We start from the raw sequence: 23,137 nt of genomic DNA on the forward strand, positions 1-23,137 counted from the left end.
AGACGTCCTGCCTGCGCTCAAGACGTCCCAAGATGTCTTAGGTTATGTGCATGGCCAACGAGCGACTGCGAGCCGCGATGCTCGAGAACGGCTTGACCACGCTCACTCTTGCATCGGACCTTGGCGTCGATATCAAGACTGTCGAACGCTGGGTCAATGGTCGCATACCCTACCGACGTTATCGGTACGCCGTATCCAGTCGGCTCGGTGTCGACGAAGGCTACCTCTGGCCGGACGCGCTCACCAAGGATCAGGTCACTGCGGCATCATCGAGCGAAGTCATCGCGGTCTATCCCCACCGGTCCGAGGTGCCACGGGACGCGTGGCGACGGCTGTTCGAGTCAGCCGACGAAGAGATCGGCGTACTGGCTTACGCAGGTTTGTTTCTGGCCGAGGACGCCGGCCTCCATCGGATCATCCGCAAGAAGGCAAAGGCGGGTGCTCGGGTCCGCTTTCTCGTGGGCGACCAGCACGATCCACACATCGCCGAGCGCGGCGAGCAGGAAGGCGTCGGCGACGCGCTGGCCGCCAAGATCCGCAACGCTCTCGTCCTCTACCGTCCCCTTCGCGAAAGCGAGGGAATCGAGTTCCGGATGCACCGGACCGTGCTCTACAACTCGATCTACAGGGCCGATGATCAGGTGCTCGTCAACTCCCACGTCTATGGAGCCAGCGCATCCCACGCGCCAGTCTGGCACCTCCGCAAGGTAGCCGGCGGGGAGTTCGTCAGCATCTACCTCGAGAGCTTCGAACGAGTCTGGGACACCGCCGTACCGCTACCGGAGGACTGATGCCAGGACGAATTGACTACTACGACGACCCGACAGCCCCCGCCGCAAACAGCATGGTTCCGTCGGTGAACGTGGTGGTCGAGAACGACGCCGGGCAGATCCTCATGATCTGCCGCTCCGACAACGACAACTGGGCGGTGCCTGGCGGCGCCATCGACCTCGGCGAATCGATGTCGCATGCCGGCGTCCGAGAGACCCTGGAGGAGACGGGTATCGAGTGCGAGGTCACTGGGGTCGTCGGCATCTACACCGATCCGAAGCACATCATCCTGTACACCAGCAACGGTGAAGCACGGCAGGAGTTCTCGATTCTGCTCAGCGGCCGCTTCGTCGCCGGTCAGCCGACGCCAAGCAGCGAAAGCACCGAGGTGCACTGGATCGATCCTGCTCGGCTGGCTGACCTGAAGATGGACCGCTCGATGCGACGGCGCGTCGATCACTACCTTGAGCGACCGTCAACGCCCTACTTCGACTGACTGCCCTCGCGCCATCCACACTTGCACGTTTCGGGCCGCACATCGGAGCAGCGGTGCTGACCGCCGAATCGATCGATGTACGACGTGATCGGTCGGGTACCGAGCCAGGATCTCCGCGATCCGCTCGTCTACGTCTGTCGGTACGCCGTCAACAGCCGTACTCAAGTCACAGTACGTCAGCGCATCCAACAGCGCGGCCGGCGGCGAGGCGAACTCAGCAGCGACCGCTGGCATGCCGCGTTCCTCGGCCTCGATGGCGGCGCCGGTGTGGTGCGCGACGAGCTGGCACACCACCTCAGGCACTCCCTCCAGACCGCGCAGGTATCTCGCACCGTCGAGCGAGTGGAAGCCAGTCGACACCACAGACATCGCGTAGCCGATGTCGTGCAGCCAGGCTGCGACCTCGATCAGATCAGCCTCCTCACCCAACACTCCAGCGAGCGACCTCGCTCGCGCCGCCACGCCTTGAGTGTGGGCCCAGCGACGAGGTAGCTCACGTTCGAGGAGGCCCTTGGCGATTTCCCGTGCGTCTTTAGATTTGATCACATCCTCGACGCTACGTCAGGCTCGGCAGGACAGGACAGGACCTCTTCCGGACATCTCGGGACGTCTCCACCCACCGATGTACCGGCAAGTCTCATGGAGTCGTGGGGGACGCACCGCTCCAGACCCGGTCGAAGCTTGCCGTGTAGAAGTCAAACATCTCCCCCTGATCCGCCTTGAGGAAGTGGTAGATGGGCGTGCGCACAGATGCGATTCCGTACAAGTGTTGGTTCACGAGGACCTGGTTGTCCACGCGATAGATCGAGTTGTAGAGCAGCACATCATGCAGGCGCAGCTCGACCCGGCCTGATGCAGTGAGGGGTCGAACGCGGGTAATGGCATCTGCCATGCTGTCCGACAGAGCCTCCTCGTCGTCCTCCTCGGAGCCCGCGCGGGTCATATCCAGGCGATTCGGATCTCCTAGTGCCACCGCAACTCTCAGCCCATGCTTTCCCTTGTCAGCGAGGATTTCGAGGAAGCGGGAATCTCCGATCAGGAACCCTGCGCTGTAAGCGAGCACGTCGATCTCGAACAGTGCGCCGGCGAACATCGACAGCCACGCTTCGTGCGTTATGAGATCGCGCCTCGGGTAGGCCGCGGCAAACTCAGGCGGCAGCGACTGTCCAGCCGCACGGACCTCAGGCCAGATCTCGCCTTCGTCGAGACCCAGGAGTCGAGCGAGCTGATCTCGGTACCTCGCGTACGGCAGCCTGCCATCGAGCCAGCGCTGTGCGGTCTTGGGGTCGACCCCCAGCCGTGCCGCCAAGTCGGCCTCCGACAGTTGCGCCTCGAACAGCGCTCGCCTCAGCGTGTCGTTCACCGGACCTCCTGCCTCGATGAGACTCAAGAAGTCCCTAGTCGTCCCTGCGAGGTTAACACGAGAAGTCCTAAGACGTCCCAATTCCGGGGTGCTGCCGTCCTGTGTGTCCAGACCACTCTTTGAGTACCCGATGAAGACCATCCAGTCATCCAGGGAGTGAAAGGGTGAACGAAGCAACGGAAACGGAGGCGGCGGACTCCATCGTGCGAGTACGTGTCTGGTTCGGCCGGTTCCCGATCGTGGACTACACGACCTGCAACAGCTCAGCTCACACACAGGCACTTGGGCTTGACCGGCGCTTCGCCGGACTACCAGTGACAGTCGAGCCGTACGACGTCATCGCCATCGGCATCGCCGGTGCGATCCGATGAGCGGTCGCAGGGGCGGGCCAACTGAGACGGTCACATCTTCGCGCTCGCCTCAGGCGATGCTGGGACGCACTCAACGAGAGGATCCGGCGCTGCATGGACGAGGACCTGCCGTGATCCCTCAACCCACGCCGTTGGCGCTTGCCTATGTCCGTAGGTATCCGTGGATGCCGGATCGTGAGTACGGCCTCCTGCAGCAGCGACTTGCGACGGCCGCACAGCATGCCGGATACACGCTGGGCGCGATTCACGTCGAGGAGCTACCCACAGATCCGCGGGCCTTCGAAGCATTGCTCGACTCAGTGGCAGACCTTGATATCCGCGCCGTCATCATCCCGACGAAAGTGCATCTCGGCCGATGGGAGCGCAGAGGATCGAAGTACGAGCAGCTCCGACGATCGACGTCGGCGGAGATCATCGTGCTCGATCCCTGCACCTGAACAAGCGAGCCTGGATCCCCTCCCAGCAGGTGCCACTCCTCAACACCTGTTGGGCCGGGCTCGTTTCACGGAGTCCTCGCCCGCGAGATCCCCGACTACCTCCTGCGCGTCTCGCGGGCGAGGACCCCAAAACAAGCCGGCGGGCGAGCGTGCCGATCAGCTAACCGCGCTCGTCCGCCGCACCACCCGCGGGTCGGCGAGGGGGTCCGGTTCCGGCCCTCTCTCGTTGCCGCGGTACACGGGTCTGCAGGCTCAGCGAACGGAAGTTGCGTAGGGAACAACAAGGGTCCCGTTGACAGGTTCATTGAACGCACGCGGAGGATCTCAGTTGAACCGTCATTCGTCATCGATGTGTTCCATGAGGTCGACCCAGTCGATCACCACACTCCGCCGGTAGCGCACGTGTCGACCGACGCGAAGGCCGCGTGGTCCGTAGTTCTGGGTTCGCCAGCGATAAAGGGTGCGCTTGGGCACCTTGAGGTACGCCGAGACTTCGTCGATGTCCCAGAGCGGATCAATCGTCTCCGGTGTCTGCATCGTCGCCTCCTCCACCTGCAACCGGAGCCAGCCGCTCGCGGCGCGGCGTACGCCTGCGGTCGGGCGCATCATGAACTCCCTCGCGCTCCGACTTGATGACCTTGCGGACGTCCCGCGCGTTCCACCCAAGAATTTCGGCTACCGCCTCAGCGGTTCCGCACACTGTGACAAGTTCAACGACCTCTGCGATCGATGCTTGCTCGGCGCGTCGGACTCGTTCATCGTGGCGCTCAGCAGCGAGCGACCTCGCCTTGATCGCCCGATCCAGCGCGATCTGCGCGCGAATGGCATTCGCCGTTGCCGCTTCGATGCGCGCCTGGCGTTGCCGCGCGCGCCGGAGGGCCGCAACTCTTGAACTGGACATCCAACACCTCCATCACCACTCGGGACCGCCGAAGGACCGGCCAACCGCGTCGTGGCGCGCAGTCAGTTGGTCGAGAGCGGTTGCGTCCAGTCCTGGACGTCGAGCCAGGCTGAACTCAGCACGCCGAAGATGGCGATCGACTGACTCGATCAAGCGCCGTGCGACAGACACGACACGGGCACCCGTCCGCTCAATGACCTTCTCGGGCTCCCGCTTGTTCACCGCGGCGGCCCAGCTGGCGATGTACTTGAAGGAGGACCCGCCGGTCGAGAACCCGTGGTGAGCCAACATGATGTAGGCCACGGACTCGGCCTCGATCTCGCGGATTCCCCTGCACATGACGCTGCCAGCCGAGGCGATCTCCTTCGGATCGTGCATCCGCAGATGTGCGACCTCGTGCGCGAGACGGGCGACGGCCGTTACATCGTCCAGATCGCGTCTGATGACCACGGTCCGGGCTTGGTAGTCGGTCAACCCTTCAAGACTGCGACGGCCAGTTTTGCCTTGGACAAGCGTGTAACCGGCGGTTTGAACCTCATATGCGAGCGCTCGCCAGAGATCGGTGGTCGATCTGCCCGGCGACTGCAGCCGCGCAGGTAGTTCTGGCCCGTCGGTCTGCGAGATGTCCCAGACGGATCCGACCTTGAACCCGACCAGCCGGCCGCCTCCACGAGCCGGCCGGGCTCGATCGAATTCGAGCTCTGCCCCGCCCTCTTGAGCGATCGCCTTCCTGGCGCCGTCCTGGATGACGGGTGCCAGGATCCGGATGTCGCGGTTCTGCTGCTCGTCGGTGATCGAACGTCCGAACCTCTTCCAGATGTCGGCCCGTGCGACCTGGCTCGCGTACGGCATCTGCAGCGTGATCAGTACGACGTTCCGGAAGCTGCAGTTGCGCAAGGCCAGTGCGGCATCCAGCCACCTGACCCACTCGACGCCTGAGCTCCTTTTGCGAATCTCCGCGTGCAGCGGTTCGCGCAGGTTCTCGGGGGTAACTCGTGGGCGCTCCATCAATCCTCCAAGTTGAGTCTGGGAAAGCTCAACGTTCGAGACCGTCCAGATCTCTGTAGATCTCCGGAATGAGGTCCCAGTACTCCGGCCGGTATCGACCACCTGGCGATCTCGTCGCAACTGGTGGGTCGACAACAGGCACGGGCTGTACGGGAGGCGAAACAAAATGCTTGGGTCCGTAGGGGCGGCGCAGGTCGGACGTTCCAGCGATTCTCCGCGCCAGGCGCGCGGCAGCAGACAGGTGATCGGTGACTTCGGCCAGAGCTGCTGTCACCTCATCGAAGCACGACACCATATTGGTTCTGACCCATGCTGGCTGCGGGTATCTCAGACGCCAAACCTGAGGCCGCCGGTCGAACTCAGGGTCGCGTTTGGCAAGTTCGACACGCGGGACGAACAGATGTCCACGTCTCACCAGCCAGGCGACAGTCTCCTGCTGAACCTTCGCCACCCGATCAGCTGACTGCATCAGCTCATCGATGACGTCTCGGACGACGGTGCCGGCTCGCCGATCATCCAAGGGATCCTGAGGCCGCGTCAGTCTCTCCCCATCAGACATCCAGGCACGCATCACTCCGATCAGCTCGACGAACGCCGATTCGGCGGGTCCTTCGCTGCGACCGTTCAAGTCTGATAGACGAGTGCGCCACAGACGTGCAACGTGTTGCGTGGCCGCACCGGCCAGGCGCAGAGCTTGCGCAAGCTCTCGAGATAGCTCCGCGGTGGTGCCGCGCTGCTCCAACCGAGCGGCGAGATGCATGCCGTAGCCGATGACTGTACGCACCTGTGCTGTGGTCGATCGGAGGTCGCGGGTCAACGTACCGCCAGGGGCCGTCGTCTCATGCGCCGCTTGCCAGCGGGCGGCTAGCAGAATCACCTGCGAGGGTTGGTCGACAGCCGCGTGCGGCAGAGTTGTCGTTAGGCCACGCATGTCACCGATATCCGGGGATCCGCGTTTGCGGACGGACTTGAGCTCAGCGATTACATCGGCCAAGTGGCGGCGAAGTCCGTCGTTCGTCTGCGCGGTCTTGAGTCTCGCGACGCTTGCGCGGGCTGCCCGATCCATGATCCATGCCAACTCCGCTCGGGCAGCCTCGAGACTGTTCTCGTCGTCCCAGGCGCCTCGCGTGCTCCTGCTCTGCGATGCAAGTAGGTCACCTCCGGCGCCGATCGACCGGGCGAGTGCAGCGAGCGCCCCCTTCGCAGCGAGCGGGTCCGCGCTTGCGAAATCACTCGTAGACAGTTCGAGTCGCAGCCAGCGGAAGTGATGACGGGCCGCGGTCAGCGTCGCCTGCCAGCCGGCGACCAGATCCGTGGTGTCAGCGTGGGCAGAGTTGTACGCCACGACTGCGTCTCGTCTGGCGACTCGGAGGAGGTCCTCATACGTCGTACGCATCCCGGACCATCCGGATGTCGATGGCCGTGGCCCTTAAGGCATCGGCCAGCGAGAGGCGCCAGCTCAAGTGCTCGATCGGCACCTCGAGTTGATCAACCGCGGTGGCCGCTTGGTCGAACAGTGCGGCCGGATCGGCATCGAGATCACCGTCGAACGGCTCGTACGGCATGCCGAGCAACTGTTGAGCTCGATACCGGCTGAAGGCCGTCATGGCCCATCGACCGCCCGGCTCCTTCGCCTCCAACGCCTCGAGGATCGCCTCGGCGTGAGTCACCAGATCTGCCACCCGACCGGGTACTTCGAAGTTGTTCATGAGTTCCTTTCGTCCTGAGGAAGATGGGCCAGAACGATCCCGTTTTGACGGGATGTCGCTGAATCTGTGGATAACTGCGCCTGCAACCTGACTGGGATCAGTGGCGTCGCGCACCCACGGGTTCAACGTTTCGAGCCACAACCCGCGGGTCAGAGCAGACGCTGCACCAACTGATGTCGGAGCCCGACGCCAGCTGCATGGCTGCTCAATCCGGTCACACTTCTTGCATCCGAGGCGTTTCCGTCGCCGAAACGGGTCCGAGCGGCCTGGCGTGGGCCCCAGCGTTGAGCGTTCATGAACCACACCGTGAACAGCTCTGAACGCGACAAGGACCGAGCGTGCGAGCACTGTGCCGCGTTCTTCGTCGCCCGTCGATCCGACCAGCGATTCTGCTCGGATCGTTGCCGCCTGCGCCATTGGCGCTTACAGAAGTCGGCGGCCAACGCGGCCGTAGCAGAGCGCTCCTCGATCGCTTCGCACACTGAGACGATCCGGAAGATCCTTCTCGGACTGGTTGACGCCTGCCCACCGGCCGTTGTTGCCGAACAGCTTCAGCCGGCCTTCGCTGAGCTGGCGAATCTCGATCAGGCGATCTTCCGTCTTCAGCGTCAGATCGACGTACCGGGGACAAGCGATCTGGCAGCTGGTGCGCCGCCGGAGGATCGCGGCACCCCATGCTGAGCATCCACCGATTGACGGCCGGCGACGGCTACACGTATCTGCTCAAATACGTCGCGTCCGGCGACGTGGACCGGCGCATGGCAACACCGCTCACCGCGTACTACGCAGCATCCGGCTACCCGGCCGGCAGATGGTTGGGACGTGGGCTGAGCGGCCTCGGCAACCGACAGTTGAAGGCTGGAGCAGAAGTCACAGAGGAACAGATGGCCGCGCTGTTCGGGCGAGCAGAAGACCCGATCACGGGTGCAACGCTCGGCGAGCCGTACCGTACGTACAAGTCACCGAGCGAGAGCGTCGCGGACCAGATACGTGCGCTCGATCCTACCCTGCCGACAGCACTGCGTGAGCTCGAGATCGAGCAGATACAAAAGACCGCCGCCCGTAAGAAGACGAAGCACGCCGTTGCCGGCTTCGACCTGACGTTCTCCCCGGTCAAGTCAGTCTCGGCGCTGTGGGCCACCGCCGACGTAGGCGTGCAGGAACAGATCGTCCTGGCACACCACGAGGCGATCCACGACGTACTTGAGATCCTTCAGGACCAGGCAGTGTTCACCAGAACCGGCCACGATGGCGTCGCACAGCTCGACACCCGCGGCATCACCGCAACCGCGTTCGACCACTGGGACACCAGAAGCGGCGACCCGCAACTCCATACCCACGTCGTCGTAGCCAATCGCGTTCAGGGAGACGACGGATGCTGGCGCACCATCGATGGCAGGGTTCTATACGCCGCGGCCGTGGCCTTGTCCGAGGTACACAACACGCTTCTCGCCGACAACCTGAGCCGTCGGCTCGGCGTCGCCTGGCAACTCCAGGAGCGTGGAGAACGCCGATCGCCGGCCTTCGAAATCGAAGGGATCCCGGAAGAACTGATCGGCGAGTTCTCCTCACGCACTGAGCAGATCGAGGCGAATCTCGCCACTCTGCTGGAACACCGCGCCGACGACTCTGGGCCGCCAGGTCGACGTGAGATGTACGCACTCCGGCAACAAGCAACCCTGATGAACCGGCCGGCGAAACCCCTGCCGAAGCCGCTGGCAGACCTGATGCGCAGCTGGCGCGAGCGCGCCGAACGAGTCACACACAACCAGGCCTCCGCCATCATCGAGAAGGTCCTCGACTCAACACCCGACCGACCACTCACCGCGGCCGATCTGAGTGCCGAGACAATCCACGCGTACGGCGCGACGACAGTTCTTGCACTGCAAACGAAGCGTGCAACCTGGACACGGTGGAATCTCCTCGCGGAAGCGTCCCGCCAGACCCGCCTCCTCCGTCTTTCGACCACTGAAGACCGCCTTCAGGTGCTCGAGGCAATTGTTCACGACGCGGAACAACAGTCGATCAGCATCTCTCCGGCCGCGACGTTCACCACACCGGGACGTCGCGCAGATGGGCAGAGCGTCTTCACCATTCACAACGGCGAGATCTTCACGTCTCCAGTGATCCTAGGAGCCGAGAGCCTGCTCCTTGACCTCACGGCAAAGCTCGACGCCCCGACCATCTCCACCCATCGCCTGACGACCACGCGCCTCAGCGACGACAAGATCCAAGCACTCCGGCGGATCGCGCAGAGCGGTCAGACAGTCGAAGCTCTCGTCGGCCCGGCCGGCAGCGGCAAGACCAGCCTTCTCGCCGCTCTCCGCACCAGCTGGGAGACGCAGCACGGCGACGGATCCGTCATAGCCCTAGCGCCTTCCTCCGCTGCAGCCACCATACTGTCGGACACACTGTCCCTGCCAGCAGACAATCTCGCCAAGTGGATCCACGAGGCCGTCGGAGTCGCAGCCGATCAACGCAGCCGATGGATTAGTGAACTCGAACGAGCGGCACATGCAGCTGAGACAACCGGCCGTCGACGGCGCCACCGGCGAATCATCGCGGAGCTGGCTCGTGCGTACGCCGATCGCGACCGATGGCACACTTCCGCGAAAACCAGCTGGTGATCGTCGACGAGGCGTCCATGGCCGGCACGATGGAACTCGCCACCCTCGCTCGCGAAGCCGACAAGGCCGGCGCGAAGCTCCTCCTCGTCGGGGACGACGCCCAGCTCGGCGCCGCGGATGTCGGTGGCGCCTTCCGCCTCATCGCGCGCGACACCAACGCGGCCGAGCTCAGCGACGTCTGGCGCTTCTCCAACCAGTGGGAACGTGAAGCCAGCCTGGAGCTCCGCAAGGGACACTCGCAGGTCATCGATCTCTACGACGATCACGATCGACTCTCACACGGCTCACTTGAAGACATGGAGGACGCTGCCTACCTCGCCTGGCGACGTGACTGCAACGCTGGCAAGACCAGTCTCCTGATCGCAGCGGACAACGCCACCGTCACACGCCTCAACGCCCGGGCGCGACTCGACCGCGTCACCACCGGCCAGGTCGAACCAGACGGAATCCTCCTCCATGACGGCACCCACGTCGGCCTCGGCGACCACATCGTCACCCGCCTCAACAACCGCCGCCTCCGCATCGGACGACGAGGATTCGTCCAGAACGGCAACCGCTGGACCGTCATCCACCGCTGGGACGACGGCTCCCTCACCGTCCAAAACGACGACCTCCAGACCGTGACTCTGCCCAGAGCGTACGTACGCGAATCCGTCGAACTCGCCTACGCCACAACAGCCCACCGCTCCCAAGGCGCCACCGTCGATACCGCCCACCTCTTGGTCACGGACAGGCTCACACGCTCCCTCATGTACGTCGGCATGACCCGCGGCCGCCACAGCAACCGCGCCTACGTCGCCACCCACAGGACGACCGCCGAGATGCACGAACCCCAGTTCCCTCAAACCATGCAAGACGTCCTCGAAGCAGTCCTCGAACAAGACGGCATCGAACGCTCAGCCCACGAGACCATGCGCACCGAGCTCGACAACGCCAGCCGCCTCGACCGCCTCATCGCCATCCACGAACACCTCTGCCAGGTTGACGCTCGTGAACGCTACCGCCCCGCCATCACCAACAGCGGCCTCGACCCCATCGACCAAGCCGCACTCCAATCCTCCCCCGCTCTCGGCCCCCTCATCACCGCCCTACGCCGCGCCGAACACCTCGGTCTCGACGTCCCCAGCACCCTCCACCAGATCGTCAACCAGTCATCCCTGACCAACGCAAATGACCTAGCCGCCGTCCTCCACGCCCGCGTCGAACGACTCATCACACGAGCCGAACGACGTACCCGCTGGGCGTCGCCCGCACTCATCGTCGGCTTGGTTACACCGTCTGTCCACGTCTCCAACCCCACCTACAAGGCAGCCCTCCAGGAGATCGAGTCACAGATCGCCCAGCGCGCAGAATGGCTCGTTCATCAAGCCGCCTCAACCAACGAGCCGTGGTACCGGCTCCTCACCGAGTCCGCGCCTCAGGCAGCTGAGCTGCGCAAACAACTTATCCGCGACATCGCTGCATACCGCGAGCTTCACCAGATCGCCGGGACCGAACCCCTGGGCCTAGCGCCAGTCACGGCACATATCCAGCAACGCCAACGCAACCGACTCAAGGGCTTGATGCAGCAGGTCTTTAACGACGGCCTCTCGGAGGATCCAACAGCTCAGGCCAACATCAGCACCAGCCCAAGGTCCACAACCAAGCCCGAGATCGCGCACTAACGCCCTCGGACAACTGCCGCGCCCCGTCAGCAGCACGAAACCAGCATGCCCCTCCGGAATGCAAACGGCCTCGCGTCGCGGCGCCCTACGACCGGCCCCGGAGCGCACGAACCATCGACATCTCGCCCAGGCGAGCAACACTCGGCCCACGTTCCCTCAGCTCACTGCCCAACACCCGAGTCGTCCCGCCCGGCGACATCGAGTCTTAGTCGTGCCATGTTGGGTGGCGTGCAGGTGGAGCGAAGTAAAGGTGCAGCAGTAGGCGGCTGCCCTGTCGACGACCCCCGGCAACCCTCCTCAACGTAGTGCCTCGTGGCCCGGAGTGTCAGGGCCATGCATCCTCGGCTTCGGGGTCTATGGCGAACCGCAGGAGCGGTTCGATGTCGTCTCGGTTCTCGTCGAACCGTCGCAGCGCGGCGAGGTAAGCCGCTCGTTGCTGGTCGAGGGGCACACCAAGGTGTCCGCCCCAGGAGAAGCAGTCCTCACCAAGGCCGAGAGCGAGGGCGAGTTCCTCGGCGACAATGCGCGCGTGCCGGCCGTTGCCGTTCTGAAACGGATGGATCTGGACCGTGCGGTGGTGCAATCGCAGCACCAGCTCGGCTGGACTGAACGTGCGGTTCTCGACCCAGTAAGTGGCGTCGCCCAGGGCGGCAGGCCAATCCTCGCGTATTCGGTACGGATCGATACCGATGGAGAGCTCACGGGTGCGGATGCGCCCGGCCCAGTCCCATACCTGGTCGAACATCCGTCGATGGATGGCGCACTGCACGGGAACCGACAGCAGGTCGGGCACATCGAACGCCTCGTCCCGAATCCAGAACCTGGCACCGGCGATGTTGCTACTTTCCACGTCATTGAGCTCAGCCATGGTTTCGATGCCCTGGTGGGGCGCCAGGAGGTACTGCCGGTCCTCCTCCTCGACCGGAGTGGCTCCGTACGGCTGGTTGAGCGGGTCGAACATGCTCACCGCTGGCACACCTGCACGGTCATCAACTCCCGCGACGTACGCACAGCTTGGTGCAGTGTCACAGGGTCTGGAGGAGACGTTCAGTGGCCTCATCGACGGAGCGTTCAGCAGCTGCGTCGCTAACAAGTTGCGCCTCGAGCGCCATGTGTCGGTTCACGCGGCCGACCATTCGCTCAGCAGTCCGACGCGCGATCTGGTGTGTCTCCTCGTCGCTCAACACGCCGGTCCGATGCGCGTCGCGCACCTTCGCCCAAGATGACTGCGGCCGCTTGTCCGGATTGACGTAAGCGAGCTTGACCGTGGCCAGTTGCTCGATCAGGTCTGGCGCCGAGATCTCACCGAGCAGCTTGCGGCTGAGCAGTTCGTCGACGGTGACCGACAACGATCGTGGACGAGCCACAGCCTCCGCCAGCCACCGCGAAATCTGAGCTTGCGAGGTTCCCAATGCCTTGGCGACAACCTCTTGACTACAGCCAGACTTCACCTGCATGACTGCGAACCGCCGCTGGTCCAGCTCGACGAGCTCGCGGCGCGCACGAACACGCGCCGCCTCACGTGAGGCTTGCGCGTTCAAAACGGACTTGCGAACGGGCATCAACCAGATCCTTCCTCATTCAGATTGAATGATATCAGGCACAGATGCGTTTGGTGAACCTGCCATGTCTGAGGCGGACCCGGGATCGCAGCAGTCAGGTCCCGGCGTAACGCTCCGTGTCCATTTCCGATGTACGAGACACCGGGGGAAGAGTCACCGGGCCGCGGCGAGCCGTTTCCGGCGGGTCGGCTGAAATCGGAAGGATCGCGTTGATCTCAGAAGCGTTGCGCGCAGCGCGGCAGCATGCCGGGGCGCGTTGGTGGAGCCTCGACATCCACGCCCACTCGCCCGCCTCCTTCGACTACGGGGGCCTCGATGACATGCCGAACGAGGAGCCCAAGCCGTCGTTCAAGGAATGGATCCAGGCTTACATCGACGCGGGAGTCGACGGAATCATCATCACCGACCACAACTCCCACGCCGGGGTCGAGCCGGCGCGAGACGCCCTGGCCGAGCTGCGTGGAGGCGATCCTGACCTTCCTCCTTTCGTGATCTTTCCAGGCGTTGAACTCACGGTGACTGGCGGCATTCACATCCTTGGGATCTTCGACCCGGCGTGCGAGGCCGAAGTTGTCAACAGCGCGCTGACTCTCTGCGACTTCAAAGGCACTCGCGGACGCAGCGATGAGACCGCGAACAAGACTGTGTTCGACGCGGCCGCGGTGATCGCGGACCTGGGTGGTGTCTGTGTCCCCGCGCACGCAGACAAGGCCCGAGGCGTCTTCGGGATGGATCCCCGCGAGGTTCAAGCCCTCACAAGGTCCGATTCCATCCTCGCTGTCGAGGTTGTGGACGACTCGAACACCGGCACGGCAGACATGTTGGGCTGGGTTCCGCTGTTGGGATCTGACGCACATCACCTGACCACCGACGGCTGTCCAGACGGTCTGGAGGCGAAGGCGCCGGGTACTCACCTGACGCTCGTCAAGGCGGAGACGCTCGATCTCGAGGGTCTCCGCCTCGCTCTCACGGATCCCGATGAGTCTGTACGACGGTGCCGGCGCGGTGACGGCGATCCCAACAACACTGGTCACGGGCGCATCAACCGGATCACCGTCGTGCACGGCGGCGTGACCGAGGACTACCGCTTTGGTCCTTGGATGAACTGCCTCATCGGTGGCCGCGGTGTCGGCAAGTCGACGCTGCTCGAACTGCTCCGGCTGGCGCTTGGCCGTAGCCATGAACTGGCAGGATCGGTCGCTGAAGATCTGAGACGGTTCCAGCCGTCCGCGGAACGCGGCGAACGCTGGTGGGACGACCAGACGCGGATCGTCGTCGAATACACCAAAGATGACCAGCTCTTGCGCGTTGCCTGGTCGGGCGACAAGCCGGACAGCTCGGTCCTTGAACTCCAAGACGGAAACTCCTGGCACGCGCAAGCGGGCCGGGTGTTCGATCGTGTGCCGATTCGCGCGTTCAGTCAGAAGCAGATCTACGAGCTGGCAACATCCCCCCAAAGCTTCCTGACGATCCTCGACGACATGCCGCCCGTCCAGAAGGGTGTATGGGACGAGGAGTACCAGCAGCTGCGACTCGAGCTGAGAAGCGAGCGCAACAAGCTCCGCCAGTTGCTCGCGGAAGCCGAGAAGGCCGACCGCATCCGAGGCCAACTCGAAGAGGTGCGAGGTCGCCTGCGACATCTGACCGAACTTCGGGCAACACCGCAGTACCAAGAGCTCGCCACGACAGAGGCTCGCATCAGGGACGCCGCAACCGCTGAGCAACAGGCCCAGAGTATCGAGCAGGACCTCAGTGCCCACGCCAAGACTCTGCGCGACCTCGTGACCGACGCCCTTCAGGTCAGCGATTACACCTACCGAGCCACCTCGTTCACGAACGCTTCAGACCTTCTTGAGCAGGCTGCAACCATTCTGGCGACAGCGCGCGCGTCGTGGGAGACCACAGCGCCCGCTGCGTCATGGCAAGAACGAGTCGTGCAGCTCAACAACTGGCTGGCTGAGCAAGGCGGCGCCTCCAGCACGGCCGCCGAGCAGATCCAGGCCGATCGGCAGCGGGAGGCTGATCTCGAGGCCGAACTTCGTGGCATCGAGAGCACCAATGACCGATGCCAAGTGCAGGAGACGGTGATCGCCCAACTCGCCGAAAAGCTCGCATCAAAGAGAGACGAAATCTTCAAGCGCCGCGATGGCTATGCCCGGCAACTCGACGCCGCTTCGGTCGTCACTCGTGTCCATCAGCAAGGCGACATCGCCAACGTCGGAGAAGAACTTCGCGCTCTCCTCAACTGCCCAGAATCGTTCGAGTCGGCGTTCGGAAGGGACGGACTCGCCGCATCCCTACTCGCTCAGCAACCGAAGGATCCGCGGTTCCCGAGTGAGGTGCAGAAGTTCAAGGAGGCGCTCATCGACCTGGCCGAAAGGGGCGCCGACTCCACCATTGCCCAATCCATCAAGGTGGACGCACGCCTCTACAGCCGCCTCGTCAGTGCCGACACCTTCGACCTGATCACCAGCATCATGCTCTGGTTCCCAGAAGACCTGGTCGAGGTCCGATACCGCCCGGCCGAGGGTGGAAACCTGGTGCCAGTCGATCGAGGATCGCCCGGCCAGAGGACAGCGGCTCTCCTCACCGTCATTCTTCAGATGGGGATCGATCCACTCCTGCTCGATCAGCCAGAGGACGATCTCGAGAACAAGCTCATCAACCGTCTCGCGGTCCAAACTCTCAAGAGCATCAAGACCCGGCGCCAGATCATCGTCTCCACCCACAACGCCAACATCGTCGTCACGTCCGCCGCCGAGAACATCCTCGCGCTCGAGCACGGAGAGCACCTCCCGAGAATCGAAGCCGAAGGCACACTCCAGGTCGCCGAGGTCAGAGCCAAGGTTTGCGAGATCCTCGAAGGCGGCAGGGACGCCATCAAGACCCGCTACCGACGGCTGATCGGCCCCACCGACACATGACCGAGCCGCGGTCCTGCGTCCGATATGGCGCATGACCGACGGCCGGTTGGATACAGCACACAACCGCATTCAGCTGGGCTATCCCTACGCGTCGCCACCAGCGAGCCCTTGGCGCGTCATAGAGGTGCGCGGTCGGTGCAGCGCTCGTCAGCGGCAGGGCGCTGAGTAGGCATCCGACTTCACCACGCCGAAAGATCAACGTCTCACGACGAGACACCGAGATCTCATCGGCGGTCGACACCGCTCGCCTGAGTCGCCGCCGCATCAACGCCTTGGCAGCCGGTTCAGACCGCCTTGATTGTGCCGCCGTCGATGCCGTAGTCGGCACCCGTGATGTTGCCGGCCGCGTCCGACAGGCGGAACGCGATCACGGCCACGACTTCCTCGGTTCGATCATCCGGCCGGTCGTGACCTTCTGGGACTTCACCATCTGCTGCACGAATTGACCAGCTCCGTACACGAGCAGTGTGGCGGCGATTGTGCCGTCGGGTCGGCGCTCGGCGAGTCCGGCTGCGGTGCTCGAGGATCGAAATCGGCCTACGGCCCTCTCCCGTGGCCTCAGCCCAACCGGTCACCAGCTTCCGGCGCTCTGCCCCGTGCTACGGAGGCCGCGAGGATCTGTGCACACTGCTCCCTGAGGCGATGACCAACAGCAAATGTCGCTGGTCATCAATGAGCAACGAATCTGCAGTCAGGACCCGATCCCAGGCCTTCCGTGCCCAGTCCCCATTGGGCAGCAACAGATCTACACCATCTTCGAAGGCGATTCAGGCTCGAACGACTGTTTCGCATGGGCTTCGGGGCGGTGTTCGGTCCGCGAGCAGCCCATGCGGGAGGTCCATTCGCGGAGGCGGCGGAGGGCGAGGTCTAGTTCGCGGTGAAAGGCGAGTGGGCTGGACGGGGCGGCGTCTTCGAGGTAGGAGGCCTCCCAAAGGGTACGGAGGGCGGACAGTTCTTCGACGAGGGCGCCGTGGTGTGACCAGCAGGGTGGGGTGACCTTGTGGTCCAGGTTGTAGCGGCCTGCCAGCCACACGACCCAGGTGTCGAGTCGCTCTAGTTCGTCGGTGGCGGCATGTGCGTCGAGGTCTCGCCAGCAGATGATGAACGGATCGTCGGTGGCGAGGTCGAAGGACTTCAGGAGGTCGTCGCGGGGACTCATTCGATCTGCTTTCCGCCTCGGCTTGCCTGCGCGATGCTGGCGTGGATCTGGGCTGCGTCCGGACGGGCGGGCCATGGTGTCATGTTCAGGAGGATTGGTGGGGCGGTGCGGGCGAGGAGGATGCCGGTGCCGAGTGGGAGGGTGCGGATCACGTCGGGTGGGAGGATCGGGATGCGTCGGGTGCTGGTTGAGATGGTGTGTTTGCCGTCGGGACCTCGGCTCCAGTTCCGGATCTCCTCGTCGCGGTCACCGCAGACGGCGGCGAGGTCCTGAAGGTCTCGGGGTTGGGCGGAGCCGCCGAGGATCAGGCGGAGGGTCGCGGCGTCCCACATCGCCGACGCTGCCTGTTCGCCCCATTTGTCCCTCGCCTGGGCGAGAGATTGGATGACGACGAGAGTCGAGATCCCTGAGCCGCCGCCGTCGGCCATAAGGGAGGGCAGTGACGGTACTGCGCACAGGTTGGCGATCTCGTCGAGGATGAGTGCTAGCGGGGGCTCGAGGCGACCGCCTGGGTTGCCGGCGGCGAGCTGTCGGGCCGTCTCAGTGATGTCTTCGAGGAGGGCTGCGATGAACGCCGACGTTGCGCTCGCACCGATGCCGGTGCCGAGGAGGTAGATGGTGCCGCGGTTCGCGATGAATGTCTTGGGATCGAGGCCTTCGCCGTCTGCTGGGTCGAAGGACTTTCGTACGGCGGGATCGGCGAGGGCGGAAAGAGCTGAGCGTACGCCTGCCCAGACCGCATCTCGGGTGCGGCCGTCCATGCGGACGATGCCGTCGAGCGTGTCGCCCCAGCCTTCAGCAGCGTCGGTCGAGCGGTTGAGGATGGTGACGGCTTCTATGGCTGAGGCGGGTTCGAGGCTCCAGCGGTAGAGCTGCGCGACACCGGCACCGTCGATGGCCGCGGCGTGCAGTAGCCCACGCAGCGCCATCTCCGTTTGTCCGTGCCAGAACGCACCGTCGGACACACCACCCTTGGTGAATCCTGCACCGGCGGCCAGCCCGCTGGCTCGCACGATTGCTGTGGTCGGGTTCTCGCAGCCACGAACGGGCGACCAGCGGATGCCTCCGACTTGCCCGAGGCCTTGCGGGTCGAAGATCGCGACCGGTCCACGGGGACGGCGAAGCTCAACGGTAGCGGCGAGGTTGTCCGGTCGGGTGGAGGTGGTGACGACGGCACCGGGCGCGTCGATGATGGCGCCGATGATCTGGTGGAGGCCCTTGCCGGAGCGAGGCGGACCGAGTGCGATCTCGGAATCCTCGACCGACGCCCAACACTCATGCCCGTGGGATCGTCCCAGAAATCGACCCACATCTGACGGTTGCGGACGTCGTACAGCGGGGCGCGCGGACCGACCGCGGCGCACGACCTGGCCACGCCCGACAGATGCCTCGACATCGGCAGCGGTGGCGAGTCCTGGGCGTTTGGCAAGAGACCTGGCACGACGTGCCCCGCCGGCCTGGCGTTTCGTCCATAGATAGTGGACGCCGGCTCCCCCCATAATCGGAATCATCAGTAGCACGGCTAGTACGACCCAATAGACGACGGGATTTAACGCTCGGCTCGAGAGTCCGAAGACCCGCGCAGGATCACCCGGATTGAGCACGACCTTGAGCGCGCCGACCCAAGGTGTGTGAATCCACTTGTGCGTTGTCAGGAGGCTGCTGAGACCGCCTGCGAGGTAGAGGATCCCCGCACTGGACAGCAATAGTGCGCCGCCGACGATGACCATGTCCGAGAGATCTCTGGGAGATCGTCCCCCGGTGTCCATGTCACATCCTTCCGTCAGTGTCGAACAACCGAGCCTCGCGGCCGTGCCGGACGAGCTGTACGACGAACGACCGGCTCGGGAGCCGCCACAGTGCCCGGCCCTTGGGGAGCTTGGCGATGGTGGACACCTCAACGTCCGTGAGCCCTAGCAGGGTCGCCGTACGGGCGAGCTGGTCGGGTTCTTGCCGCAGCATGATCCGTGTGGAGCAGTCGGCCAGCAGCCCTTCGGCGAGGGCGCGGGCTTCCGAGCCCAGATCGCCGACGGCGGCCAGGTCCGACAGGCGGTGGACGATCAGGATGTTGGAGACGCCCCACGCGCGCGAGAGTTTCCACTGCTCCTGCATGCGACGGAGCAGGGCGGAGTCCCGCATCACGCGCCAGCCTTCGTCGTACACGATGAACCGCCTCCCGCCGGCCGGATCGGTGACGGCCGCCTCCAGCCACGACGAGGCACAGGCGAGTGTCAGGCGCAGCGCTTGATCATTGCCTCCGGCACCGATCCACGAGGAGTCGAGGGAGACCATCGGAAGCGACGGATCGAACCGGGTCGTGGACGGGCCGTCGAACATGCCTGCCAGATCGCCGTGTACGAGCCGTCGGATCGCGTGGGCCAGCTCTCGGCTGTCGGCCTCCGACGTACCATCGCCGAGCCCGGGCGAGAACAGGGCTTCGACGACGTCGGGAATCGTCGGTACTGGAATCCGGGACGCGCTGTCGACGGCCACATCGAGCGCGGTGTGCTCCACGGCGGACAACGACCGGCCGAGCGTGGACTCGGCGAGTGTGCCGAGCAGAGCGCGTCTGCGGGACCGGACGATTCGGCGCCAGTCGTCGTCCGCGAGGCCGCCGGGACGGCTGCCGGCGTCGAGGGGGTTGAGCCTGGTGGACAGGCCCGGGCCGAGCTTGATGACCGATCCGCCGACCGACTCCGTAACCGCCGTCCACTCCCCCTTCGGGTCGCAGGGCACGTAGGCCCGATGGCCCAGGGCAATGGACCGCGTGATCAGCGCCTTGGCCGTCGAGGACTTCCCGCTGCCGATCACGCCTGCCAGGAGGAGGTTCGGGTTGGTGATGACGCGCGACTGGTACAGCTCCCACGGGTCGTAGACGAAGGACCCGCCGCTGAAGACGTCGTTGCCGATGTAGGTGCCGGTGGCGCCCAGCCCGCCTTCGGCCAGGAACGGGTACGCGATCCGGAGGATTCTGGTGGTCGCGCGATGGTTGTCCACCAGCAGCGGAAGCCTTCGACGCAGGCCGACAGTCTGAGTCGGCTCGTGCTCGTCCTCGGGTGAGGGCTTTGCGGGCGTCGTACGGCGCGACGCAACCCGGCTGGCTCGCCGATTGGCTCGTCTGGTTCGTCGATCGGTCTCGGTGGGTTCGAACCACCCAGCGTTCGCCTTCATCCGAGACCGACCCCGAACGGCAGGGCCGCGGCGAGGAACCCTTCGACCTGTTGGCCGACGAGACGTCGTACGTCGAGCAACGCCTGCGATGCCGCGATCTCGATCTCGGTACACGCCTCATCGAGGGCATCCTCGGTGTCCGCCGACACCGCGATCAGGCCGATCCAGCGCACGTCGCCGTGCCCGGCAGCAAGGTCCTTCTCTCGTTGCGCGACATCGGCGTCGAGTTGACGGTCCTCTTCGGTCTCCATCTGCCCGACACGCTTGCGGGTCGCGCGATCGGTGACCCGTTCGACCTGGTGACGACGGGCATCGCGCAGCGCCTTGCCGATCGGGACCGGTTGCAGTACGAGCGAGAAGGTCCGCCGGATCCCCGGCTTGAGCAGGAGCGGGCTCAGGAACGACGGTGTCGCCCGCAGCCGGGGCCACTCGGTGACGACGTACACCCGGTGGAACGAGGAGTCGGTCCGCAGGTGGTCCCAGGTCGCATCGACCGCGAGAGGCGCCGCGTCCACCGGGTCGAGGCCGCCGACGAGGGTGCGCGTCGCGGCAGGGTCGAAGGCTACTCGCAAGCTGGTGGCCAGGTCGGTGGCGTTGAGCCAGACGCCTGCGACGCCGGCTGCCGCGAAGGAGGTCTGGAATGCACGGGACTCCGAGTCCAGGACGGCCATGGCTCCGGCCATTCCCCCGCCGTACTTGCGGACCTCCTTCGACACCGCATCCAGGTTCAACGCGAAGCTGAACAGCGTTTCGTGCCTGGCCGCGGCAGGCGCCGCGTGTTGCAGCAAGTCACGGTAGATCGCTCCCGCCGGGCTCGATGCGTCCAGACCGCGCTTGCGGGCCCAGTCGCCCAGCCCGTCACCGGGATCTGGGATCGTCCGCTCGAGGATCTGCGCTCTGGCGATCCGGTTGCTCTGGCACAAGCCGGCGATCATCCTGCCGTACGCTGCCACGCGCCGGTCCTGTTCGTCGGAGTTCTGGAGGAGGTGTGCGGGTCCCCCGATCTTCGCGACTGCGATCAGCCGACGGCGGAGCGGATCGTGGACTGCGCCGATCGACGATCGGGTGTCCAGGATCCGCAGCAGGCTGGGTTCGCCCGGCAGCTGCAGCACACCGTGACGCCGCGGCGCCAGCAGGTTGGCCCGGTACGACTGATTCCTACGGAGTCCGCGGAGCACATGGGCTGTTCGCAAGACGACCCAGCGGTAGGCCGGCAGTCCCTCGAAGCGTCCGAATGCGGTGACTGCGCAGACGACTGTGGTGGTCATGCCTGCCATCCGCATCGCCGCCGGCCAGCCGGCGAGCAGTGAGGTCAGGGACGAGACGATGCCGATGATCACCAGCGCTACCTGGATCGGTCGCAGACCGAGCAGCAGCGAGTTCCGCTGTGGCCGTGGGAATCGTGCCGAGAGTGCGTTGGACATCGTCAGTCTCCTTGCTCCGACACCGAACTGGGACTGTCTCCTGGGTCGCTGGAGTCGCCGTCGACCGACACCTCGCTGGTTGCGACCGCGGTGACGGTGCCCCCTGAATCCGAGCCTCCTGTCGGCGGGGCCTCAGGCTGCGCCGCCGAGTCCGCCGCAGGCTGCGAGTCGGCAGGGTCTGTCACTTGATCGGAGTGCTCGCTGGTGTCGATACCGCTGTCAGCTGTCGACTCGCCATCGGAATCTTGATCGCCGCCGACGACCGGTGATGAGTCGTCGCTGTCCGAGCCGCTGAAGTCTCCGGCGGCCCACTGCTGCAGGCGTTCGAGTTGGTCCTTGCCCGCCTCGACTCCGGCTGCGCCCTGCTGGAGGATGCGCGTGGCTGCTTGGCCCTGGTCTCCGGCCCAGTGGATGAACGAGTAGGTCGCCATTGGGGCGAATGCCGCCATCGCGACCAGCAGGATGCCGGCGATGAAGGTGCCGATGTTCGGTGCCTTGTCCTGTCCGGGCGCCCCGATCGCGGAGAAGCCGAGGGTGAAGACGAGCGCCGTGGCGATCTTCGAGAACAACAGCGCGCCGACGATCTCGATCCATCGCCGAAGCCAATGGCGGGTCGCCGACCAGGTCCAGCTGACCATCGCGACGGGCGCGAAGATGACGAACGCAACCAGTGCGACGTCGCGGATCAGCATGACGAAGTACAGCGAGAACATCGCAAGTAGACCGAGCTGAACAGCCAGGAGAAGGATGCCGCCCAGCGTCGGTGCGGTCAGGAACACCGTGATGTCGGTCATCCTCTTGATGCCATTCGTTGCGGTGCTCCCGCCGAGGATGCCTGTAGAGATCTCGTCGACGACCTGTCCGCAGGTCGCGATAGCACCGACGGCCAAGGGCACTCCGGCCGTTCCGACCAAGGCGCCGACGGCCGCGTGGCCGAGGCGGGCGGGCTCGCGACGGATCACGGCGGAGACACATTGCAGGATGAAGACCGCGACGAGGATCGGGAGCGAAAGTCCGACCATCAGGTCCAGGTTGTCATTCCACCACGTCTGGTCGAACGTCGGCGACGTGCTGGTGCTGAACGTTTGAAACACGGTCACCGACAAGTCGGACAGGCCGTTCGCAGACCATCTGAGGAACGAATCCCATGCTGAGTTCACGGCCTTGTTGCCCAGATCCCCGACGGCGCAGCCGACCGGGTTCAGGAGGCAATCACTCCACGCCATCACCGGCCCTAGCCGATCTGGATGCCGCTGAAGAAGCGGATGATCGGGTTCGCCGAGGCGATCAGAATCGCTGCGCCTGCTGCTATCAGGCAGCCGAGCTTGCCGCGGCCCGCATAGTGCGAGTTGCTGCCAAGGCTACCCATCGCCCACGCGACGGCGGAGATGACGAATGCGGCCACGCAGACGACGAGGCTGAAGGTCTGCAGCGCACCGACGATCTCGCGCAGCGCGGGCAGGCCGGGAAGACCGTTGGAGTTGGGACTGACTCCGGGATCTTGGAGTTCGAAGTTGCTGAGCATGCGTTGCCTCCTGGTGCCGGACAGC

23 protein-coding genes are annotated in these 23,137 nt (G+C 64.7%); 9 read left to right on the plus strand and 14 right to left on the minus strand.

Annotated features, from left to right (window positions below; translation table 11 throughout):
- Positions 1-50: 50 nt before the first annotated feature.
- Both OG876_RS01495 and OG876_RS01500 read left to right on the plus strand, forming a co-directional pair.
- On the plus strand, positions 51-791 hold the full coding sequence (locus OG876_RS01495) for a helix-turn-helix domain-containing protein (protein ID WP_328522903.1): 741 nt from the start codon (positions 51-53) through the stop codon (positions 789-791).
- Positions 792-856: 65 nt separating this feature from the next.
- On the plus strand, positions 857-1,267 hold the full coding sequence (locus OG876_RS01500) for an NUDIX hydrolase (RefSeq protein ID WP_328522904.1): 411 nt from the start codon (positions 857-859) through the stop codon (positions 1,265-1,267).
- Here OG876_RS01500 and OG876_RS01505 read toward each other — a convergent pair.
- Together OG876_RS01505 and OG876_RS01510 are read right to left on the minus strand one after the other, a co-directional pair.
- Positions 1,247-1,813 carry an HD domain-containing protein gene (locus OG876_RS01505; RefSeq protein ID WP_442914085.1) on the minus strand — a complete coding sequence of 189 codons (567 nt, stop codon included), beginning with the start codon at positions 1,811-1,813 and terminating at the stop codon, positions 1,247-1,249. The two genes, OG876_RS01500 and OG876_RS01505, sit on opposite strands and share 21 nt — an antisense overlap.
- Before the next feature lie 91 nt (positions 1,814-1,904).
- Positions 1,905-2,630 carry a helix-turn-helix domain-containing protein gene (locus OG876_RS01510; protein WP_328522906.1) on the minus strand — a complete coding sequence of 242 codons (726 nt, stop codon included), beginning with the start codon at positions 2,628-2,630 and terminating at the stop codon, positions 1,905-1,907.
- Positions 2,631-2,794: 164 nt separating this feature from the next.
- Between OG876_RS01510 and OG876_RS01515 the strand changes: the two genes are divergently transcribed.
- Both OG876_RS01515 and OG876_RS01520 read left to right on the plus strand, forming a co-directional pair.
- Positions 2,795-3,001 (plus strand): hypothetical protein, encoded by a 207-nt coding sequence (locus tag OG876_RS01515; RefSeq protein WP_328522907.1) that lies wholly within the window; start codon positions 2,795-2,797, stop codon positions 2,999-3,001.
- Between the two features lie 164 nt (positions 3,002-3,165).
- Positions 3,166-3,438, plus strand: a complete 273-nt coding sequence (locus OG876_RS01520) for a hypothetical protein (protein WP_328522908.1) — start codon at positions 3,166-3,168, stop codon at positions 3,436-3,438.
- A 336-nt stretch (positions 3,439-3,774) separates the two neighbouring features.
- Here OG876_RS01520 and OG876_RS01525 read toward each other — a convergent pair whose 3' ends face one another.
- Positions 3,775-4,044: a helix-turn-helix transcriptional regulator gene (locus tag OG876_RS01525; protein ID WP_328522909.1), complete on the minus strand. Its 270-nt coding sequence runs from the start codon at positions 4,042-4,044 to the stop codon at positions 3,775-3,777.
- Position 4,045: 1 nt separating this feature from the next.
- Here OG876_RS01525 and OG876_RS01530 point away from each other — a divergent pair, with 1 nt between their 5' ends.
- Complete coding sequence (locus OG876_RS01530) at positions 4,046-4,330, plus strand: hypothetical protein (protein WP_328522910.1); 285 nt, start codon at positions 4,046-4,048, stop codon at positions 4,328-4,330.
- A gap of 21 nt (positions 4,331-4,351) precedes the next feature.
- Here the strand turns inward: OG876_RS01530 and OG876_RS01535 are convergent, their stop codons facing one another.
- Genes OG876_RS01535 through OG876_RS01545 form a run of 3 tightly spaced genes read right to left on the minus strand, consistent with a single transcriptional unit; the run spans position 4,352 to position 7,056 of the window.
- Positions 4,352-5,347 (minus strand): hypothetical protein, encoded by a 996-nt coding sequence (locus OG876_RS01535; protein ID WP_328522911.1) that lies wholly within the window; start codon positions 5,345-5,347, stop codon positions 4,352-4,354.
- A gap of 28 nt (positions 5,348-5,375) precedes the next feature.
- Entirely contained in the window at positions 5,376-6,692 is a 1,317-nt protein-coding gene (locus tag OG876_RS01540) for a hypothetical protein (RefSeq protein ID WP_328522912.1), read from the minus strand.
- A gap of 34 nt (positions 6,693-6,726) precedes the next feature.
- A complete protein-coding gene (locus OG876_RS01545; RefSeq protein WP_328522913.1) occupies positions 6,727-7,056 on the minus strand; it encodes a hypothetical protein in 330 nt (109 codons plus the stop codon).
- 294 nt (positions 7,057-7,350) lie between these two features.
- Here OG876_RS01545 and OG876_RS01550 point away from each other — a divergent pair, with 294 nt between their 5' ends.
- From OG876_RS01550 to OG876_RS01560, 3 genes are read left to right on the plus strand one after another with little or no spacing between them, the layout of a single operon-like run.
- The gene (locus tag OG876_RS01550) at positions 7,351-7,737 is read left to right on the plus strand and encodes a hypothetical protein (RefSeq protein ID WP_328522914.1); all 387 of its coding nucleotides are present in this window, start codon (positions 7,351-7,353) and stop codon (positions 7,735-7,737) included.
- A complete protein-coding gene (mobF, locus tag OG876_RS01555; protein ID WP_328522915.1) occupies positions 7,731-9,683 on the plus strand; it encodes a MobF family relaxase in 1,953 nt (650 codons plus the stop codon). The genes OG876_RS01550 and mobF overlap by 7 nt, the downstream gene beginning before the upstream one ends.
- Complete coding sequence (locus OG876_RS01560) at positions 9,653-11,347, plus strand: ATP-dependent DNA helicase (RefSeq protein WP_328522916.1); 1,695 nt, start codon at positions 9,653-9,655, stop codon at positions 11,345-11,347. Before mobF ends, OG876_RS01560 begins: the two co-directional genes overlap by 31 nt.
- Before the next feature lie 325 nt (positions 11,348-11,672).
- On the opposite strand, the gene OG876_RS01565 is transcribed toward OG876_RS01560, so the two are convergent.
- Both OG876_RS01565 and OG876_RS01570 read right to left on the minus strand, forming a co-directional pair.
- Entirely contained in the window at positions 11,673-12,308 is a 636-nt protein-coding gene (locus OG876_RS01565; protein ID WP_328526843.1) for a mobile mystery protein B, read from the minus strand.
- A 64-nt stretch (positions 12,309-12,372) separates the two neighbouring features.
- A complete protein-coding gene (locus OG876_RS01570; RefSeq protein WP_328522917.1) occupies positions 12,373-12,909 on the minus strand; it encodes a hypothetical protein in 537 nt (178 codons plus the stop codon).
- A 209-nt stretch (positions 12,910-13,118) separates the two neighbouring features.
- On the opposite strand from OG876_RS01570, the gene OG876_RS01575 reads away from it, so the two are divergent.
- Complete coding sequence (locus OG876_RS01575; RefSeq protein WP_328522918.1) at positions 13,119-15,833, plus strand: TrlF family AAA-like ATPase; 2,715 nt, start codon at positions 13,119-13,121, stop codon at positions 15,831-15,833.
- Positions 15,834-16,578: 745 nt separating this feature from the next.
- Here OG876_RS01575 and OG876_RS01580 read toward each other — a convergent pair.
- The 6 genes from OG876_RS01580 to OG876_RS01605 all read right to left on the minus strand — a co-directional run bounded on the left by OG876_RS01580 (position 16,579) and on the right by OG876_RS01605 (position 23,112).
- Complete coding sequence (locus tag OG876_RS01580) at positions 16,579-16,992, minus strand: hypothetical protein (protein WP_328522919.1); 414 nt, start codon at positions 16,990-16,992, stop codon at positions 16,579-16,581.
- A complete protein-coding gene (locus tag OG876_RS01585; protein WP_328522920.1) occupies positions 16,989-18,761 on the minus strand; it encodes a type IV secretory system conjugative DNA transfer family protein in 1,773 nt (590 codons plus the stop codon). Before OG876_RS01585 ends, OG876_RS01580 begins: the two co-directional genes overlap by 4 nt.
- Position 18,762: 1 nt before the next feature.
- A complete protein-coding gene (locus OG876_RS01590; protein ID WP_328522921.1) occupies positions 18,763-19,989 on the minus strand; it encodes an ATP-binding protein in 1,227 nt (408 codons plus the stop codon).
- A gap of 170 nt (positions 19,990-20,159) precedes the next feature.
- On the minus strand, positions 20,160-21,587 hold the full coding sequence (locus OG876_RS01595; RefSeq protein ID WP_328522922.1) for an SCO6880 family protein: 1,428 nt from the start codon (positions 21,585-21,587) through the stop codon (positions 20,160-20,162).
- Positions 21,588-21,589: 2 nt separating this feature from the next.
- A complete protein-coding gene (locus OG876_RS01600) occupies positions 21,590-22,687 on the minus strand; it encodes a hypothetical protein (protein ID WP_328522923.1) in 1,098 nt (365 codons plus the stop codon).
- A 134-nt stretch (positions 22,688-22,821) separates the two neighbouring features.
- Positions 22,822-23,112: a DUF6112 family protein gene (locus OG876_RS01605; RefSeq protein ID WP_328522924.1), complete on the minus strand. Its 291-nt coding sequence runs from the start codon at positions 23,110-23,112 to the stop codon at positions 22,822-22,824.
- Positions 23,113-23,137 lie beyond the last annotated feature (25 nt).

It is taken from the genome of Kribbella sp. NBC_00359 (assembly GCF_036097425.1).
Taxonomy (GTDB): domain Bacteria; phylum Actinomycetota; class Actinomycetes; order Propionibacteriales; family Kribbellaceae; genus Kribbella.